The sequence below is a fragment of the Kocuria flava genome (assembly GCF_001482365.1).
Lineage (GTDB): Bacteria > Actinomycetota > Actinomycetes > Actinomycetales > Micrococcaceae > Kocuria > Kocuria flava.
Window position 1 is genome coordinate 2608830 of the sequence record NZ_CP013254.1, and the last position, 18236, is coordinate 2627065.

Annotated in this window: 14 protein-coding genes and 1 pseudogene; 4 read left to right on the forward strand and 11 right to left on the reverse strand. The window is 66.6% G+C overall.

Translation table 11 applies throughout. The features are described 5' to 3' along the window. Positions 1-12: 12 nt before the first annotated feature. The 7 genes from AS188_RS11635 to mobF form a co-directional block, all read right to left on the reverse strand. Positions 13-2559 carry a S8 family peptidase gene (locus tag AS188_RS11635; protein ID WP_058858997.1) on the reverse strand — a complete coding sequence of 849 codons (2547 nt, stop codon included), beginning with the start codon at positions 2557-2559 and terminating at the stop codon, positions 13-15. Continuing rightward, positions 2552-3517, reverse strand: a complete 966-nt coding sequence (locus tag AS188_RS11640) for an AAA family ATPase (protein WP_034228238.1) — start codon at positions 3515-3517, stop codon at positions 2552-2554. The genes AS188_RS11635 and AS188_RS11640 overlap by 8 nt, the downstream gene beginning before the upstream one ends. A gap of 549 nt (positions 3518-4066) precedes the next feature. Then, entirely contained in the window at positions 4067-4447 is a 381-nt protein-coding gene (locus AS188_RS11645; protein WP_005049385.1) for a hypothetical protein, read from the reverse strand. 154 nt (positions 4448-4601) lie between these two features. After that, positions 4602-6356, reverse strand: a complete 1755-nt coding sequence (locus AS188_RS11650) for a ThiF family adenylyltransferase (protein WP_005049384.1) — start codon at positions 6354-6356, stop codon at positions 4602-4604. Beyond that, positions 6353-7348, reverse strand: coding sequence for an SMODS domain-containing nucleotidyltransferase (locus tag AS188_RS11655; RefSeq protein ID WP_005049383.1), 996 nt, complete (start codon positions 7346-7348; stop codon positions 6353-6355). Before AS188_RS11655 ends, AS188_RS11650 begins: the two co-directional genes overlap by 4 nt. Then, the gene (locus AS188_RS11660; RefSeq protein WP_005049382.1) at positions 7345-8451 is read right to left on the reverse strand and encodes a CBASS cGAMP-activated phospholipase; all 1107 of its coding nucleotides are present in this window, start codon (positions 8449-8451) and stop codon (positions 7345-7347) included. Before AS188_RS11660 ends, AS188_RS11655 begins: the two co-directional genes overlap by 4 nt. Before the next feature lie 44 nt (positions 8452-8495). Next, positions 8496-12047 (reverse strand): MobF family relaxase, encoded by a 3552-nt coding sequence (gene mobF / locus AS188_RS11665; RefSeq protein WP_058858998.1) that lies wholly within the window; start codon positions 12045-12047, stop codon positions 8496-8498. A gap of 123 nt (positions 12048-12170) precedes the next feature. On the opposite strand from mobF, the gene AS188_RS11670 reads away from it, so the two are divergent. Beyond that, the gene (locus tag AS188_RS11670) at positions 12171-12773 is read left to right on the forward strand and encodes a TetR/AcrR family transcriptional regulator (RefSeq protein ID WP_058858999.1); all 603 of its coding nucleotides are present in this window, start codon (positions 12171-12173) and stop codon (positions 12771-12773) included. 85 nt (positions 12774-12858) lie between these two features. Further along, on the forward strand, positions 12859-14046 hold the full coding sequence (locus tag AS188_RS11675) for an MFS transporter (protein ID WP_058859000.1): 1188 nt from the start codon (positions 12859-12861) through the stop codon (positions 14044-14046). An 18-nt stretch (positions 14047-14064) separates the two neighbouring features. Here the strand turns inward: AS188_RS11675 and AS188_RS11680 are convergent, their stop codons facing one another. Next, positions 14065-14268 carry a hypothetical protein gene (locus AS188_RS11680; protein ID WP_058859001.1) on the reverse strand — a complete coding sequence of 68 codons (204 nt, stop codon included), beginning with the start codon at positions 14266-14268 and terminating at the stop codon, positions 14065-14067. A gap of 304 nt (positions 14269-14572) precedes the next feature. Here AS188_RS11680 and AS188_RS17855 point away from each other — a divergent pair. Continuing rightward, positions 14573-14902, forward strand: a pseudogene (locus AS188_RS17855) (DNA cytosine methyltransferase); the annotation flags it as partial. Positions 14903-14993: 91 nt separating this feature from the next. Then, positions 14994-15491 (forward strand): hypothetical protein, encoded by a 498-nt coding sequence (locus tag AS188_RS17540; protein ID WP_236757706.1) that lies wholly within the window; start codon positions 14994-14996, stop codon positions 15489-15491. Between the two features lie 265 nt (positions 15492-15756). Here AS188_RS17540 and AS188_RS11685 read toward each other — a convergent pair whose 3' ends face one another. Genes AS188_RS11685 through AS188_RS11695 form a run of 3 tightly spaced genes read right to left on the reverse strand, consistent with a single transcriptional unit; the run spans position 15757 to position 18090 of the window. Then, positions 15757-16203 (reverse strand): CueP family metal-binding protein, encoded by a 447-nt coding sequence (locus AS188_RS11685; RefSeq protein WP_236944978.1) that lies wholly within the window; start codon positions 16201-16203, stop codon positions 15757-15759. Positions 16204-16231: 28 nt separating this feature from the next. After that, complete coding sequence (locus AS188_RS11690) at positions 16232-17428, reverse strand: FAD-dependent oxidoreductase (RefSeq protein WP_236944979.1); 1197 nt, start codon at positions 17426-17428, stop codon at positions 16232-16234. A gap of 5 nt (positions 17429-17433) precedes the next feature. After that, the gene (locus AS188_RS11695; RefSeq protein WP_058859003.1) at positions 17434-18090 is read right to left on the reverse strand and encodes a TetR/AcrR family transcriptional regulator; all 657 of its coding nucleotides are present in this window, start codon (positions 18088-18090) and stop codon (positions 17434-17436) included. Positions 18091-18236 lie beyond the last annotated feature (146 nt).

Consider the following 18236-nt stretch of genomic DNA (forward strand, 5'->3'; position numbering starts at 1 on the left):
GCGAATCGGACATCACTCGATCGGAATCTCGATCGGGGTGTGGAGGAGGTTCGCCACTGGTGTGTACAGGTCGACGTCGGTGGCGTCGGTCTGGAGTGATACGACGAGGGCGTATCGGATCTTCCGGTCGACGCGTTCGCGGTTCTTGTTGTTCTTCCACCAGCCGCCGACGGGGTAGACGGCGATCTTTCCGGTGTCGGCGAGTGCTGAACCGTAGGTCTCCCAGATGTCTTGATGCAGTGAGCCGTACAGGCGTTGGTTGGCGCCAACGAGCCACGACACTTGTCCGCTTGCGGGGCGCCCGCCGGCTTCCTCGGTGCGGGCTTCACGGTTCACTCGCTGAATGAAATGGGCCTCAGATTCAAGGGGGTCTTGTAGCTCGAACCGGAGTCCGTGTGATGCGTACTTGTACCGCTGCCGCCATCCTCGTCGGGAAGCCGTCGGCTCGATGAAGTAGGAGAGGGTGACGCGCAGGGTCACGGAAGCGGAGCCCAGGTCTTGCAGTACTTCGCGCGGCCAAGGAAGGTCGTGTAGCCGGAACGACGGGACCTTGAACTCATCGCCCTCGAAAGGGGTGAACTCGTCCTGTACGACCAGGGTTACGGACCGATCGGAGGAGAACAACACGCGTTCCTCGGTCGGGACGCCCCAGCCGTATCGGCGTAGCAGCATCTGTTTGGCTTGAAGTCCGCTCTGCCCCGCACGATCGATTTCGTCGCGCATGATGGGTGTCCACTGCGCGGAGTGGACGAGGAGTGCTCGGATCGTCTCGGGCCAGTACTCGGGATAGGTGGCCATGACGAGGGCTGCGAGCCGGGAGGCTTGCGCGGTCGCGGCGCTGGTTGCGTTGGCCGACGCCAGAGCCTGGTCGTTTGTGTGCCCGGTGGTTCGCAGGGACAGCGCCGGGTGATTCGGCTCGAACATGGAGGCGGTGTCATGGAGGACGTTGCCGCCTTCCATGACGATGTCGGGCTTGATCGGCCAGGGCTTGTTCCCGAACGGCAGAGACGTGCGACTGTGGGGCGAGAGGTCGCCCTTCCGCGCGACAGGGGTCCAGCCTGCGAAGGCCGGATCGGTCGGGACCGCGTCGAGGTCGGTGTAGGCGCCGACGGTGAGTGCGTTCCAGGCTTGGCCGGGATCTCGAACCGGAGAGGTGTCGGATTCGGCGAGGTGGTCGGCGACGTAGCCGGTTACGTTTCCGGCGGACACGATCAGGAGTCTTGCTGCTTCGCTGTCTGGTGGCGCGAGTAGCCGGAGTTCGTCGCCGTTGCTGACGACGTTGGCGCCGACGGCCAGTGCGTCGACGGTGGCCGACCACAGCGTGGGCTGACCTGGGTTTCCGGGGGTGTCGGTACTGGTGCTGACCGGCATGCAGAACACCCGGCGCCGTGTCGCTGCGATTTCGGGCAGCGAGACGGCTTGGGCGGTGACGTCTCCGTACGCGCGGGGTTCGTGCGGCTTCTCGGTCTTGGTCGGAAGGATGCGAACCGACTCCAGTCGGTGTCGCAGCACAACGGAGTCCGATCCGAGCAGGTGGCGGTCGACCGCGGCTCCCAGCAGCGCGATGCCGGCCATCTTGGTGCCATGTCCGTCTTGATCGAAGCCGCTGACGCCGATCACGGTGTGCAGGTCCTGGGGTGCCAGGGACTGCTCGATGAGGACGTGAGTTCTCGCTACGCCCGTGTCGAGGTGGCAGACGGCGGGCTGGAGTTCGTCGGCAGGTTCCAGTCGCTTGGCCAGGTCGTCGACGTACTCGGCTTGCTCCTCGGCGGTGAGGTCTTCTATGGAGTCGATGAACTCCGGGCGCCGGATTTCGGCCAGCGGCACCGCGGTGAACGGTAGGACTTCAAGCTGCGCCCACGTCGCCTCGACCCACATGACGTCGCGGTCGACGAGCCGGAGGAGACGCTGCGAGATGGTCAGTCCGGAGGCTTCGGCGAAGCGCCGTAGCAGATCGGGGCCGTCAGCGTTTGGGCGTAGCCATAGTTCCCACCATGTCGTCGTACCTTCTGGCGGGCGACCCTCGGACTGCCAAAGGTCACCCAGGATGGTGGCGCGGATGCGTGCGATGTTCGCGACGAGTTCGTTGTTGCGAGGTTTGCCTTTCGGTGACTCCTTCGCCAGGTAGTCCTCGAAGAGCTGCAGGAACTTCGCACGGTAGTCGTCGCTGACCCAGACGGTCGCTCGCTCGGGGATGCCAGAACCCGAGTCCGCGGGGAGAACCGAGAGAAGGAGCCACTTGGGGCGCCTGCGCTGCGGATCGCGGTGCGAGGTGAGCTGTTGGAGAGTGTCGAGCTTGAGCGGATACGCGGGGTCAGAGCCCTCCAACGTGATGATGGTGCCCAAGGCACGTAGCTCGTCGTCTGGGAGTTGTTCTTCACGGGTCTCGTCACCGCTAGAGAACGCGGACTGCAACTCGTTCAGCCGCCCGCCGCCGTGACCGGCACGGTCTTCGACCGGACGAATCTTCGGGTCCGGTCCACCCCGTCGGCGAAACTCCTCGTCTGCCGCTCGATCTTCTACCAGAAGGTGACTGAGGTGTTCCTGCCCCTCAGCCAAGGCTCGCCGCCTGCCGCGATTTGAGCGACTGTCGAATGTCGTCGGCACTCACTCGTGTTCCGCCAGCGAGGATGACGCTCTTGGCGGCAGACTCCGCAGCCCTTACGAGGTCCGCATGGGAGAGCCCTGCCATGTGCTCTGCCAGTGCGGCCCAACGGACGCCCTTGGCGAGAGACCCGAGCCTGCCGCGCATCACGGCGGCGGCCTGTTTCGCGTCCGGCAGTGAGTAGTTGAGAACCATGTCGAAACGTCGGAACAGGGCCTTGTCCAGAATCGACCGGTGGTTGGTGGCAGCGATGACGATGCTCTCGGGAGAACTGTTCTCCAGGAACACCAGGAAGGAGTTCAGGATGCGTCGGGCCTCACCGACGTCGTTTCCTGCTCGGTCGCCACCGAGCGCGTCGAACTCATCGAACAGGTACACCCCGCGCTGCGCGCCCACTGCATCGAAGATGACGCGCAGCTTACTGGCGGTCTCGCCCATGAACTTGCTCAGCAGGCTGTCGAGCCTGATCGTCAGCAAGGGCAGAGAGAGCTCGTGAGCCAGGACTGCCGCGGTCATCGTCTTGCCCGTACCAGGCGGCCCCTCGAACAGGAGGCGATGCGCAGGCTCAAAGCCGTGATCCAGAAGCTGCTTGCGTTGGCGCTGTTCGCTGAGGACACGTCGCACCTGCGCGGCCAGCTCATCCGGCAGGACCAAGTCTTTCAAGCCAACGGCTGGGTGAGAGGCGATAACGAGTTCTGAAAGATCGCCTCGCGGTTGAGCGATTGAGGTGACCTTTTTCGGCCGCTCGACACGTGAGTGATCAACTGCGGCTTTGAGGTCAGCCGCGAGATGGTGGTGCCCCTGCCGAGCCGCCTGAGCGGCAACCTGTAGCGCGACTGAGTAGAACGCCTCGTCGTCGCCGCTCCCGTGGCTTCGTACGAGCGCCTTGAAGTGCTCTCCTGATCCGGCCACCACTCACCTCCCGCCGTACGCCGCGTGTTGTCCCAAGTCTACGGGCCAGGACCGTCAGAGCATCGCTGATCCCCCGCATGCCGACCACTCGGGTCAGCCAGCAGGCCGCCAAGCGCACTGGCCGGGACTGGCGCCGCGATTCGGCCGAGTCCACGCCGTGCTCAGGGTCAGCGCGTGAGGTGCCTTCCGCACGTGCACGGTCGGATCGTGGCGGTCAAGATGTCTGCCAACGTCATCCGGTCAGTGAGGGCGTACGTGCCACGATCGACCGCACAGACGCACACACCAGCAGTGTCGAGGTCTGCCAGGACGTGGGGGGGCAACGGGGATCGTCCGCCCGAGACGGTCCAGCCGCGCGATCACCAGGGCTGAGAACTTGCCGGTTGCAGAGTCAGCGAGCAGTCATGTCAGCTCCGAGCGATCGCCGGCTTCATCGCTGTATCTGCGAGTGACATCAAGGTCGAGGTCGCGGGCAGCGCCAGACAAGCGGTCTGCTGCCGCTCGTGCGCCTCGGAGGTAGGCGAGCGGCGTAGGTGTAGGTGGGGGCGTTCATCGGGCCGCCCCTACGGTCATAGGCACCTGGGACTCCGAGCGGTCGCGGGTGCCCTGCCGGTCGCGGTGCCGGGCAATGGCTTCCTGGGTCCGGGCGCGGATCAGGAGGATCAGGCTGACCGGTCCCATGACGATGAACTTCATCGCGTTCCACACCGCCCACAACACGACCAGATGCAACCAGCCTGGTGCCCCCTGGTCGAGGGCGTTGGTGCAGATGCTCGCGATCAGCAGGTAGGGCACCGCGAGGAGCGTCGCGGGGATGCCCCACTTAAAGTTGCGTCGGCGTCGGATCGCGTCGAGCAGCCGGTTGGTGGGCATGTAGCGGCGCAGGTAGTAGCGGGTGCGGGCGCTGAGCGTCCAGATAAGGCGGATCATGGCGGGCCTCTCGTCACACGTGTCTCTCCGTCGAGGAGGCAGTACGTGTATGAGCGCCCAAGCTGGGCCGTCCCGAAGGACCCGCAATCGAGGAGAACCTGCCTCGGCCCCCAACTTTACGCCCAAGCCCGGACAGACGTAAACCCGTGCTATCTCATCCGCGAGTGTCCGACGCCGCGGGAAGGAAGTGATGCCGTGGGCCGGCTGGTGCGTGTGGCAGGGCGATGAGGTGGGTCCCTGAAACAGGTGCCCCTGCCTGTTGGAGGTGCAGGCCGATCATGTTGACGAGTGTCGCGGCGACAGCAGCGAGGTCCGCGGCCGAGCCATGGAACGTGGGTACGGAGCATCCCCTCGTGGGAGTCAGTTCGTCGCCTTCGGCTGCGTCCTCCCAGAGCCGGTGGTACAGCTCTAATCCACCATCGGCCAATACCGAGCGGCCTGCCTGGTCGTCAAGCTCAGACGGCGTACAGGTGTCACCGGGCGCGCAGATGTTGGCGATACCGAGCGATCCTGTCCTGGCGTCGGTGGCGACCTGGGCGATGAGTGCCGTGCGGTCTTCGCCGGCGAGGGTGTCGAGGTAGGTGGTGATGCTGTGGCTGACGGTGGCGTCGATGATGAGGTCCGCGGAGAGTGAGACGGCTGGGTCGGGGACGCTTCCTTCTGCGACGGTCACGGTCAGGTCGTCGCGGATCGCGCGGAGGCGTGTGGCGAGGGCATCGGCCTTGGTCTGGCCGATGTCGGCCTCGGTGTAGTTCTGTCGCACGAGAAGTCCGCCGGTGATGGTGCCGGGGTCGCAGACGGTGATGGCGCTGGCTCCGGCGCGTGCGATGAACTCGGCGAGCCATGAGCCCAGGCCGCCGCAGCCCCAGATGTGGACGGCTCGTCCTTGGAAGCCGTTGACGGGACGGTTGTCGTCGCGTCGGGTTGTGACCTCTTGCCGTTCGTCGGACATGTTGCACCATTCGATGGGGATGTCGGCGTTGATGATCGCGGGGTCGAGGTTGACCGCTGTGCCGTGCTTCTTGGCGAGGCGTCGCAGGGCGTCGGCGGTAGTTGCGGGAAGGCGTCCGCCGAGAAGATGGTGCGGTCCACCTGCGGGGTGCGGAACGGCGAGCACGAAGTACTGCTCGGTGCCGTCAGGGTTTCGTAGAGCGCTGGCGAGGAGCGAGGTAAGGAAAGCGGGCGATTGCGGTGAGACCTCTGGCGGTCGTCCTTCGGCGCGGTCAAGATGCGGGTCGTCCAAGAGCGTCAGGAATAGCGCGAAGGTGGATGCCGCACCGAACGGGAGGTCCCTCGCGAGGACAAAGACGGGTGTGCGGTGTCCGTCGCGGTCGGTCGAGTAGGTGAGGTCGTAGCGGTGCGGTGAGCGGGCGACGAGCCGAGCGATCTGCTGCCGCTTCGGCGGCCCAGGTTCGCGGACGACGATGGTGGGTGTGTCATCGGCGTGGTGGAGCACTCCTCCGACAGCGTGGTACATCGCGGTCGAGGGATCGAACGCTCCGCCGGCAGCATCGGTGAGCCAGTCCCACAGTCGGCTGAGAAATCCGGCCATCCCGGCGGAAGGGCGCCACTCGCGGGAGGGGTCGAGATAGATGCAGAGCCGCTGCCCTTGGAGGACGTGCGGGAAACCGAGGAAGCGTGTGTGGTCAACCTCGGCGCTCGGGGGTGCGAACAGCGAGGGGCGAATCTTGACGATGAACTCCTCGTCGTCTCCAAGTCCCAGCCCACCGGGGCGATGAAGGATATCTGCGGTGTGGAGCCGAAGTCGGAGGGTGGCGTCGCCGTCAGAGTCGAGCCGAGGCTGCTCGACTATCCGCACGTCGCTGGGGTGCTCCCTGGCGAGTGACCTCAGCTCATCGAAGAGGTGCTTCTGCCAAGCCGACAGCGTGGCCCGGTTGCGGCGGCTCATCCCGCGCGGCCAGACCGCCCCACGGTGGAAGCGGCCGCGGGAGCTGCTGCCGGGAACTTCGCGCTGCTGGACGAGGTGGCCGGGGCCTTGAAGCCGTCACCGAAGATGCCCTGCCACAGCTCGATGCTGCGCTCCTTGTTCTCCTCCTCGTAAGCCTCCTCGATCTCGGCGGCGTGAACATGAATACGGTCCCGGAAGTAGCTGTAGGTCGACTGCTCCCACCGATGGTCGAAGGTGACCCCGGACCCGGACGGGTCCGGAATGGAGGGCTTGATCGGGCGCGCCTGGAGCCAGGCGTCGAGGTCCTTTACGAGGTGCAGGAGAGTCGTGGGGACGTCGCTGTAGTAGCCGGGGTCAAGCAGCGTGCGCAACTCGGTGACCTGCTCACCGAGCAGTGTCGTCAGGAGGATCGACCGGGTCCCGGTGAAGGAGTTCTTGTGGTCACGCAGGTACTTCATCAGCCGGATGACCTTGCGGAGGTTGCCCTTCGCGAGCGCGTCCTTGTCCCTCATCCAGTCCGTGAACCCCTGGGGGTCGGTCTGCTCCCAGTCGTTGTCGTCGCGATTGACGATGACTTCGCGTCCATCGGCGAGGTTGAGGTGCGGAACGATGTCCAGGTGCATGGAGTTCGCGTAGACAACTCGGACGCAACGGCACTTGCGTGAGTGCGGCATGTTTCCGTAGGTGCTGTGCCGGTGCAGAGCCGCGTAGACCTCCTCGATGTACTTCTTGGGATCGTCGGCCCAGTCCGCGTTCTCGCTCATGTCGAGCATGAAGTCCGCGTCGAACTCGTTGCTGCCCACCGGATTGATGATGGTCTTGTGCGCCCACGAGCCCTGGGGCGTCTTGCCGAGGATCAGGTGCCCGATCTGCTCGTCGGCCTTCAACGCCTTGTAGACCGCCTCGACGCGAGAGTCGAGCGAGTCGAGCTTCACCTGGCCAAGGTTGACGGTGTCCTTGAGCAAGACGTTGAAGTAGTCAGTGAGCTTCATCGGGAGACCTCCGTGGTCGACGTGCTGGTCGGGTCGCCGCGGTGTCGGTCTCCGATCAACGGTGTGTAGTCCGCCGCGCGATGATCTGCGAACCGCGCGGTGTAGATAGGGCTGAGCTCGCGGCTCACGGACGCGGCGAGGCCGGCGACATCGCTCGGGTCCGCCGAGTCGAGTGCGTACAGTCCGCTCGGCACGAGAGCATCGAACCTGGTGAAAGCGGCCTTGCCGATCAGATGTTCAGCGATGCCCTGTCCGCCACGGCTGCCGGCTGTGAGGATCAGTGGCGCGATCGGCTTCGCCCAGTTGAACAGCCCGCCGCGGTCGAGGCGCTTGGGGTGGTTCGTGAGCTGGTCGATGGTGCCGACGTTGAGCACCCTGATCGAGGCGAGCGGTACGTCGAGCATGCTCACGGCCTCGGCAATCGCGACGACGGAAGGGTTGTTCGCCCACACGCCGCCGTCAATGAGGCGGTGTCCATCGACACGCGCGGCAGGGAAGTAGAGCGGCGCCGCCGAGGTCGCCATCGCGATGTCCACCATCGGGATGCGCCAGTCTCGGGCGAGCCGTGTGTGGTGGGGCGTCTTGAAGATATGCACGGAGCCTCGTTGCACGTCCCACGCCGGGATGACCAACCGCTTCGCGCTGTCTCCCAGCAGCCTTTGGCCGAGCACTTTCGTCAAGGCAGTGCGCAGCGCATCGCCGTCGTAGATGGGTGCAGTGAGTTGGCGAGGCCGCCGCCACAGTCGCCGGCGCACGGCCGGGAAGACCGCCTCGACCAGTTCTTCGTAGTGCCCCACGATCTCGCTCGGGGCGAGACCGGCACCCAGCCCAAGCGCGACGATCCCACCCGCCGACGTGCCAGCGATCAAGTCGAACGAGTCCTTGATGCTGACGTCGAGGTCCTGTTCCAGCCGCGCCAGCACGTGAGCGGTGAACAGTGCCTTGGCTCCCCCGCCATCGAGGGCGAGAATCTGGAAACGATCGACGGATGGGGTGCTTGACTCGATGGTCGTGGATGGAGGGTCCTGCCGTCCGGGCGCGTCGGCCTGTCCGGTCGGCGTCTCGCCTCCGGGATCGGTCGAACTTGCAGGAACTACACCCATGTAACTATTCTACGCTGCCGCACCGACATTCCCTCGGGCTCAGATCACAGGCTCCGCCCGGGAGAAATTCGCTCGATCGAGCGACGCTCGGTGACGGCCGCGGATCGGCGGGCGGCTTCATTTACCCGTGCGAGTGCGCTTCTTGCGCGAGCCGCGTCGATCTTCTGCGCCGCGTTCTCCGGTTCCGGGCCGAGGGGCGAGTCATCGGTGATGCCGTACCGGTCGCGGTAGGCCGCGACGGTGTGGGCGTGCCGTCGCCACGCCGCTTCCTTGCGCGGATCACGGGGTGGCTCACCGAGCGGTGCCGTCCAGGGCTCGCCAGCCTGGCGTGCGGTGTCGAGCACCGCGTCGGCACGGGCTTCGATCAGCTCGCGCCGCTCATCAAGCGCCTGGCGCATATCGTCGGTCATCGGGCCGTCCGCGGATGGGATCAGCCCTGCGATCATTCGTGGTGCCTTACGGGTGCGACCCGAGCCAGCCGGGCGGGCAGTGGCACGAGCCACTCGGTAGTGCAGGACGGAGGCGATGTCGTCGGCATCGGCAAACCCGCGCGCCGCGACCAGCCGAGGGAACAAGGTGTCGAGGTTGTGGTGGTTGGCCTCGGCTCGGCGGAGCTCGGAGGTGAGTGCCCCGAACGCCTCGGACTCGATCGCGGTGTCGGCTTGCTCGGCAGTCAGACCAGAGGCACGGATGAGGGTGGCCCAGCGGTCTCGTTGGGCTGCGGCAGCAATCGTCTCGTACTCGGCGGCGAGCTGGGCGATCGAGCCCCAGTGCTCCTGTTCTGCGGTGATGGTCTCGTGCGCGGACAGCTCAGCACCGGTGTGTTGAAGCACCCCGAACAGGACGGATCGGCCAGTGGCGTCGGGGTTGTCGCCCGGATGTGGCTCGGCGTGCTCGTCGGCCCGGTCGAGGATCACGTAGGCGTTGTTGGCCTGCTTGCCGCGGGTCATCGCGACGTAGAAGTTCTCCCTCGTCGTGGTCGGCTCCACCAGCACATGCGCGGTGTCGACAGTGACGCCTTGCGCCCTGTGCGCCGTGACCGCATAACCCAGATCGACGTGATCGGCCACATAGGCGGCGGGCAGGACGATGGAGCCGCCGAACCTGCGGCCGGCCTTGCGGATCGTGACCGAGCCGTCGTCACGGACGCCGGTGATGGTCCACGTGTCACCGTTGCGCACCCAGTCCTTGCCGTTGCGCAGTCGGCGGTCGTTACGGCGGGTGATGATCGTGTCCCCAGCCCCCGCCGTGGTCCCGTCGTTCAGCTCGACCTCCCGACCAGGCTTCAACGCGCCGTCGAGAATCAGATCGGCGCGGGCGCGGGTGTTGAGGCCGGTCACGTCCTCGCGGGTCTCGGCGACCAGCACCGACACCAAACCTTGGTTCCGGTCCGCGCGCCACGCGGTGTAGGCGGCATCGGTCATCGCGTCGCCGTCGCCGTCGCGGATGCGGTCATGGTCGAGGTAGGTGTCGATCACCTGCGTACGGCCGTGCCGCAGGGCGAGGGACGCGGACTTCTCCCACTCGTGGATGAACCGGTGCACGTCGACCAGCTCGGGTACATCATCCCGGTCACCGACGAGGAGCCCGAACGCGCCGCCAGCATCCACCGACTGGAGCTGGGCGTAGTCGCCGACCAGCAACACCTTCGCGCCGGCTCGTTCGGCGAGCTGGGTGATGCGATCCAACGAGAGGGTTCCAGCGAGGGAGGCTTCATCGATAATGACGAGCTGACCCGCCTGGAAGTCAGTTCCGTGGACGAGGTGGTTCTGCCACCACTTCGCTGTGTTCTCCGTCGCAATCCCCAGGTCGTCAGCGAGGACCTGCGCCGCCACGGCGGACGGTGCCAGCCCGACCACGGACCCGGCGCCGTGTTCCTTCTCCCACGCCCTGCGCAGCGCGTTCATGGCAGTGGTCTTCCCGGCGCCCGCCGGGCCCACCAGCACATCGAGCATCCGGCCAGAGACCGCGATCTTCATGAGTGCGTCGGCCTGATCCTCACCGAGCATCCGCCCTTCACGATCAGGCTTAGTGGTGACGTTCTCGACCGTCGCCAGCGGCACGGTGGGAGCGGTCAGGGTGCGAGAGCGGTCGAGTAGCCGGTCCTCGGCCGCGAGCAGCAGCTCGGAGGAGAACACGGTGGAGTGCTTGGGCAGGAACACGCTGGTGCCGTCCGCCCGCCGGAACGCGACCGGGCTGGTGGCGAGGTCGGGCGGCGTCAACCGCAGCGAGGCTTGCTCGGCGGCGTCGGCGATCATCCCCACGACCGCTTCGCGGTCGTGCATGGTGGCGAAGCGCCAGCCCATCGTCTGCCGGGACGCCTCGGCCATCAGGTTCCACCTGCGCCAAGTGGAGCGCTTCTCGCCCACCATCTCGACCACGGTCTGGCCGAGTTCGCCAATCGCGTCCAAGGGCACGTCATCGGCTCGCAGCAGCAGCGGCTTGTCGTTGTCCATCACCCCACGTGCCCAGGTGGTGGCGTCGTGGCCGAGTACCCCGGTGGCGCGGGTGCGCCACTCGGCAGTCAGGTCAGCCATCGACCGCACCTCCTTCTCCGGGCGTGTGGCGAGGGTGGCTTGGGCGCGGAGCTTGATGATCGTGGCCGTGGAGGGTTGGCGGCCATGCCGGGCGACGTACTCGGCGATCAGCCGGTCCTTCTCGGCGTCGATGTACCTGGCACGGGTGGAGAACTCCCGGACCAACTCCTCCGGCACGCTGCTAATCGCCCAAGCCGGGTTCCGGTCCCGGCCCATATCGCGGGCCTCCCACTCAACGCCGAAAGTGCGGGTCATGTGATCAGCGAACACCGCCTCGTGCAGCTCCGAGAGCGCCACCACGGCGGCGTGCATCGGACGGCCATCCAAGCTCCGCCACTTGCCGTCGAACGCGGTCTGCACCTTGTTGGAGATGACGACGTGCGTGTGCAGATGGGGGTCGCCGGCGCGGGAATCGAAGTGATCGAACGCCGTCGCCACCAACCCGGTCACATCGACCTGCGCAACCGCACCGTCACCGGCAGTTGCACCCGACCGGGTGGCTGCAACCTCCCGCTCCATGAACGCAACCACCTCCGCAACCGCCGCATGATGCGCCTCACCAATCAACGCCTGCGTCCCGGCATCCGCGACCGCCCACAACGCCGAGGCCGACTTCGGAACCGAGAAGGTGAAGTCGAACCCCGCCACCGCCCGCCGCTTCCCACGTTCGGTCTCCTCGACCTCGATCCGCGCGACCGCCTCGCCCTTGGCACCCGGACTCAGGCTCGGGTCGAGGTCGGCGATCCGAGCCTCGATCCGCTCCGGCACCGACTTGTAGGCCGGGAACGCATGCCCGAGCGGGTCGCCGGTGATCGGGTCACGCCCCATCCCGACCAAGAGCTGGAGCTGGGCCTCCGACACCCGATCCCCGACCGCGAGCTGCCCCTTGCCGAGCGCGGCGACGCCAGAGCCGAGCCACTGGCCCGGCGGTGTGCCCACCTCGGCGTAGTAGCGCGTCAGAGGCGTCGACAACGAGCGGTCACCATCGGCAGCGGCGACTGAGCGCAGGAGGTACTTGTAGCCGTCCCCGGCGCTCATCACCCGCATCGAAACTGTCATACGAGCCAGGTGCGCGTCATGCGGGCAGCCCATTCAGCAACGGCTGCACCAGTCGATGCTGTGTCGGTTGCGGCCCGGGCTTGTTTTGTACTCCATAGTCCAGTATCTGCTAGCATCGCGAACATGGGTAGACCACGAACGTTTGACGAGGCGACAGTGCTGGATGCCGCGGCCGCGCAGTTCAGGGTGCATGGATTCGCGGACACCTCGACTGAGCAGTTATGCGCGGCAGCCGGGGTGAGGCGGAGCAGCCTGTACAACGCCTTCGACTCCAAGGATGAGCTGTTCGTTCGAGCACTTGAGCGCTATGTCGAGGTCACTGGTGAGAGCCAGGAGGCGGTGCTCGCCGATGCCGAACTGGATGGCTTCGCACGCGTGAGCGGCGTTCTGGATCTCATGATCGCCGAGGAGCACGAGGCGTCCACTGGGGGGCACGCGGCCGGATGCATGGTCGTGACGACACGCATGACCCCCGACCGCGGCAATCAGGACCCGCGCATCGCCCGCATCCTCGACCGCGCACTGGGGCGCCAGCTCGCGATGCTGGAGCACGCCGTCAGGGCTGGCAAGCTCGACGGCAGCCTCCGGCCGGACCTGGACCCTCGGGACACCGCGCTGCTGGTCGTCACCCTGATCTCGGGGATTCGCGTCATGGCACAGGCCGGCTCCGCACCCGAGGAACTGCGGCGGATCGTCACACTCGGCCTCAGTGCCCTGACACCCTGATACGCCACTACTGAGAACCCCGTGAGCTGTGGGGCTCACTCGCACGTTCATTTTGTACTAGAGAATCCAAATAGGAGACCGGTCAGTGAAGAGATACCTGTACGTACTGATGCTCACGATCATGGTGGTGATCATGAGCGAGTTCCAGACCGCGGGGATGATGCCGCAGATCGCCGCAGACCTGGGCGTCTCCACCGGGCAGGTCGGGACGGTGGTCACTTTGTACGCGCTCGGCATGGCGCTGGGAGGCCCGCTGCTGGTCTACCTCCTGCGGCATCGCCCACCCAAAGGCTCGCTGTTGATCGTCATCGGAACCTATGCCGTGCTGGAGGTCCTGGTCCCGCTGATCCACGAGTTCTGGTGGCTGGCACTGCTTCGCGTCCTGACCGGATGCCTCTCCGGCGCCGCCTATGGCATCGCCGTATCCTACAGCGCCCGACTGGCCCCGAGTCCGGAGAAGATCGGCGAAGCAGTGTCCATCGTGCTCGGCGGCATCATGGTCGGCACCGTCATCGGCCTGCCGCTGTCGCACTTCCTCGCGGCCCGCTGGGGCTGGCAGTCCAGCTTCTACATCCTCGGCATCGCGGCATTCGCCGTGTTCCTCATCAGCCTGCTCACCCTGCCCGCCCGTGAAGCCGCCGCACAGGAAGCCGCCGCACAGGACCTGCGCAAGCTGCGCTCTCCGAAACTCTGGTCCAGATACCTGGTCAGCCTGCTGACCATCGGCGCGGCCTTCGCCGGCTTCTCCTACTTCACCCCGCTGCTGGAGCAGAACGCCGGCTTCGCGACGAACACGACGACCCTGATCCTGCTCGCCTACGGGATCGTGTCCTTCATCGGCAACCTGATCGTCGGCAAGTTCGCCGACCAGCACGCCATCGGCATCCTGCGCATCGGACACACACTGCTATTCGTCTCACTCGCACTCCTCGGAGCCTTCAGCAACGCACAGCCGCTCGCGCTGGCCATGGTGCTCATCGTGGGCGTCGCCGGTGTGCCGATGAACCCGGCCATGGTCGCCCGCGTCGCCGAAATCGGAGGAACCGGGAACATGGTCAGCACGGTGCACACCTCCCTCATCACCATGGGCGTCGCCTTGGGATCAGCGATCGGCGCACTCGCCATCAGCCGAGCCGGCGACGACCCCTCCGCAGCCATGTGGATCGGCGCCGCCTTCGCCGTCTTCGCCACACTCACCCTTGCAACACAATCACGAGGCAGAAGACAACCTCTTCGACGGCCCCACGCAACTGAAACCGTAGATTCCGTCTGATCTGCTGATCTGCTCGAATCACATCCAATCGGCAGGCCCGTCGATCCCCTGGACCATCAAACAGACGCAGCTACTTTCGCATCGCAACGGCGTCCCCGCCTCCACGTAGTACCTGGTCAGTGGTGTTGAAAGAGCGCGGTCGCCGTCTGCGGCCGCGACGGTGCGCAGCAGGTACATGTAGCCGTCCCCGGCCGACATCACGCGCATCGAGACCGTCACCACGCCACCGCCTTTCGACGGTCAGGTGAGCGGGCGTTGACCGCGCGAACGCTCCGTCAACTTTGGTTGACAAACCTCGACCTGCAAGACGCGTGACAGCTCTGGAGGGGTGGCTGAGGAAGACGCGCGGAGACAGACTCGGCGGGTCGGGGTTCGTGGTTCGGAGCCGGCTTAGAGAGCCGCTGTTGGTGCTGCGGAGTGTCGGATCGTGGTGGGTGCTGTGGTCGTGCACCTGGCAGGTGATCGACCCGATGAAGGACGCCGCGAGGAGTCCGGGGATCGGGTTCGCCGACCTGCCGGAGCCCTCATGTACGACATCCCCTCGACCGACGACCGCCCGATCAAGATCGGTTCGCTCTTCTCTGGATACGGAGGCCTCGACCTCGCCGTCGAACACGCCACCGGCGGCCGCACGGTCTGGTTCTCCGAGCTCAACGAGCCCGTCGCCCGCGTCTTCTCCCACCACTGGCCGATACCCCGAACCGCGGCGACATCACCGCCGTCAGCTGGAGCGACGTTCAACCGGTTGACGTGCTGTGTGGTGGTTTCCCTGCCAGGACGTCTCGACCGTCGGCAAGGGAGCCGGCCTCGCACCAGGCACCGCTCCGGACTCTGGTCGTACATGGCAACCGCGAACGAGGCGCTGCAACCCCGCCTCGTGGCGATTGAGAACGTCCGGGGCCTCCTGTCCGCACCCGCAACCCGCCACCAAACGCAAGGAGCAGGCAATGACCGCAACCCCGACCGTGCAACCCCCGTCGCCGCAACCCTTCACGACCTGGAACCCGGAAGCGGGGTGCTGGGAGACGAGCCAGCTCGACCTCTTCGGGCACTCGGAGCCGTACTCGTCGATCTGGCCGACCTCCGGTACGACGCGCAATGGATCGGCCTACCGGCCTCCCTCGTCGGCGCTCCACACCCGCGCCACCGCATCTTCATCGCCGCTCACCGCCAGGGCACTGTTTCGGACACCACTGGCCTCGGACTCCTCACGCGGTGGCGAGACCCTGGACCAGGTCCGAGCTCGACGCGGCACGATCGCACTGAGTCACCGGGTCATCGACCTCGCCCTGAACGGGCCAGCTGGCTCGACCGGCAGGTGGAGCGAATCGGAGACCCTGTTCGCGCTCGTGGAGAACATCTTCGTCGCTGGGGGCGATACGCCGACGCCATCGCCCGATGGGAACACATCACAGGACGAGCCGCCCCCGCTCCCGCGATCCTGAACGAGGAGCGCGGCCCACGCCCCGCGCCGGAGTTCGTCCAGTGGCTGATGGGTCTACCAGAAGGCTGGGTTACCGAGTCCGCTCACGGTCTCACGGCGAACCAGCAGAACACAGCGCTGGGCAACGGGGTCCTGCCACTTCAAGCGCTCCTGGCCATTGATCCACTTGGCTACATCGATCCATCTCGTTAGGAGATGGAGCCATGTCACAGAGCGGGAGGGGCCGATGCCGCTCGGTACGCTCCGGCTGCCCTCCCGTCCTGCGTTCAAGTCAGTTGCAGGGTGGTGATGCAGCTCGGGTCGTCCTCGTCGGTCGTGGAGACCGTCGCGGTGCCGGACTGGCCTTCGTGTTCGATCGTGAGCGTCGCCTCGATGCCGCGGGGCACCCAGATGCCGACGAAGCCGTTGTCGTAGGTCTGCCGTGTTTCGTCGAGGAGCACCTTGCCGTCCTCGCCAGTGAGCGTCAGCTGAACCTCCGTGTTGGGGAGTTCCCCGAGACAGGTCGTCAGGCTGTGGAAGTGGCAGTCGTGGGTCTGCTCCCGGTAGGGGGCGATCGCGGCGCACCTGCTCTGGCCGCGCGAGCAGAAGGACAACGAGGCCGCCCCGACCGGTGTCGCCGCCGCAGAGCCGGTGATCAGTGATCGGGCGGTGCGCGAGGAGACCGAAGCCGCCGAAGGCACCCTCGCGGCGTGCCAGTGCGCCTGCGTGCGCACCGTCTGAACTCCGTTTGACGCGAGGGGCTCATACGTGCTGTCGCGTCACCGGCACAGTCGACTCTGTGACGGGGTCGGAGTGGTGCAGGCGGGGCATCAGCTCACGCAGGTGGCTGGCAGCGTCGACCCCGGTGAGGGCGACAAGCACGTCGCCGAGGTAGTGGGCTGTGATCAATGGCTCTTCGGACAGGACGCGGGTGCGTGTGCCCAGGGCGGGGTGTCCAACACCGGTGAGGGTGTGGCCGTGGATGCGTGCGGAGAACGTCGAGCTCGGCAGGTACTGGCCGGGATCGTCGGCCATGTCGAGGTCGTGCAGCAGCGTGTTCGCGGCGTGGATGCCCTGGGCGGCGGAGTCGTCCCAGTGATCGATCCGGTAGGAGCCGTGGCCGGGATAGTGATGGACCGCGATGCCGCCGGCGGCGTAGATCCGTTGCCGCGGGGCGTGCATGGAGCGCAGGCGGGAATCTACGGGGATGCCGTCGGGCCCGGTCCATGGTGCGGGGGCGGCGGGCAGAGTGCCGTGCGCGACGATCGCGAGGTCGCCTTCGACCTGGCTGCCGTCGTTGAGGGTGATGCTGATGCGGTCGGTGTGGGTGCGGATCGAGTGCACGGTGCGTTCCAGGTAGGCGGCGTGCTGGGGGCGGTGCAGGTCGCGTAGCCGCCGGGCGACGTGTTCGCCGATGGCGTTCGCTCCTGGGATCGCGGCGCGGGTGATGAGGGCGACGTCGTGGCCGGCGTCGGTGAGCAGCGAGGCGGTCTCGGAGGCGACGAGGCCGCCACCGAGCATGAGCACCCGGGCAGGCTGAGTGGTCGCGAGTAGATCGCGGACGCGGACGGCGTCGGCGGCCGAGTGCAGGGTGGTCAGTCTGCCGCCGCTGATGGCCTGGTCGCGGCCGATCACCTCCTCGTCGAGAGTGCGGGGCCGGCTGCCGGTGGCGATGAGGAGCGCGTCGTAGGCGTGTGTATCGCCGGAGTCCAGCCGCAAGCGCCGAGCCCTGGGGTCGAGGCCGCGCACCGTCTCCGACCGGAGGGCGGCCCCGGTGTCGGGCAGGGCCGCCTGGGCCGGTTCGAGCAGCCCGATCGCAATGCCCTTGTTGACCAACGTCCGGTTGAACGGCACCTCACCGTTCCGGGCGTAGAGGTCGACGTCGACACCGGAAGCGTGCAGGGTTCTTGCGGCTGCGGTGCCAGCGGCGCCGGCCCCGATGATCGCGATGCTGGGCATCCTCATCAGGCTCCTTCCCCAATGGTGGTGGTGCTGGTGGTGGCGGCGAAGGCGGGCAGCAGGATCGCCTGGATGAACCACGGCGCGTCGTCGGCGTCGAGGCGCCCGGCACGCACTTCTTCGGCGGCACCGTTCATCACCACGTGCGTAGTAGTCAGCAGCCAGGACACCGGCAGATCGACCCGGAAGACACCCTCGCGCTGGCCGCGCAGCAGCAGAGCCCGCATCCGCCCCTCGGCCTTCTCGTGCAGCTCGCGGATGCGTGCCGCAGGCAGTTCTTTCAGCGCGGCCGCCAGCAGCGCCCGCGACTGGTCGACCAGCACCCAGCTGGAGGCCACCAGTCGCCGGAACGCCTCGCCCGGATCACCATCCAGGGGCACCCCGCTGAGCACGTCTTCGCCGCGTTCGAGGCTGTCAACGAGGGCGGCCTCGATCAGCTCCGCGCGGGTCGGGAAGTGCCCGTAGACGGTCACTCTGCCCATCCCGGCCTCGGCGGCGATGTCGCCGACCGAAGCGTCGGGGTTCTTGCGGATCGCCGTCGCCGTCGCGGCCAGAATCCTTGCCCGGTTGCGCTGCGCATCCGCCCGCTGATTGGCCGCCCGGCCACCGCCGCCTGACGCACCGGTCGTCGTGCCGCGGGGCGTCGTCTTCTTCACCGTCATGATCCACCTCACAAGTCGTACTGGAATGTATGAGATAGTGTAGCTGTTACAACTCGTACACCGATGATCGAGTTCCGGCTCGGAGGGCGAGGCGGGGCCGACAGAGAGGAGATGACTACCATGTCCACGACACACATCCCTGGGGG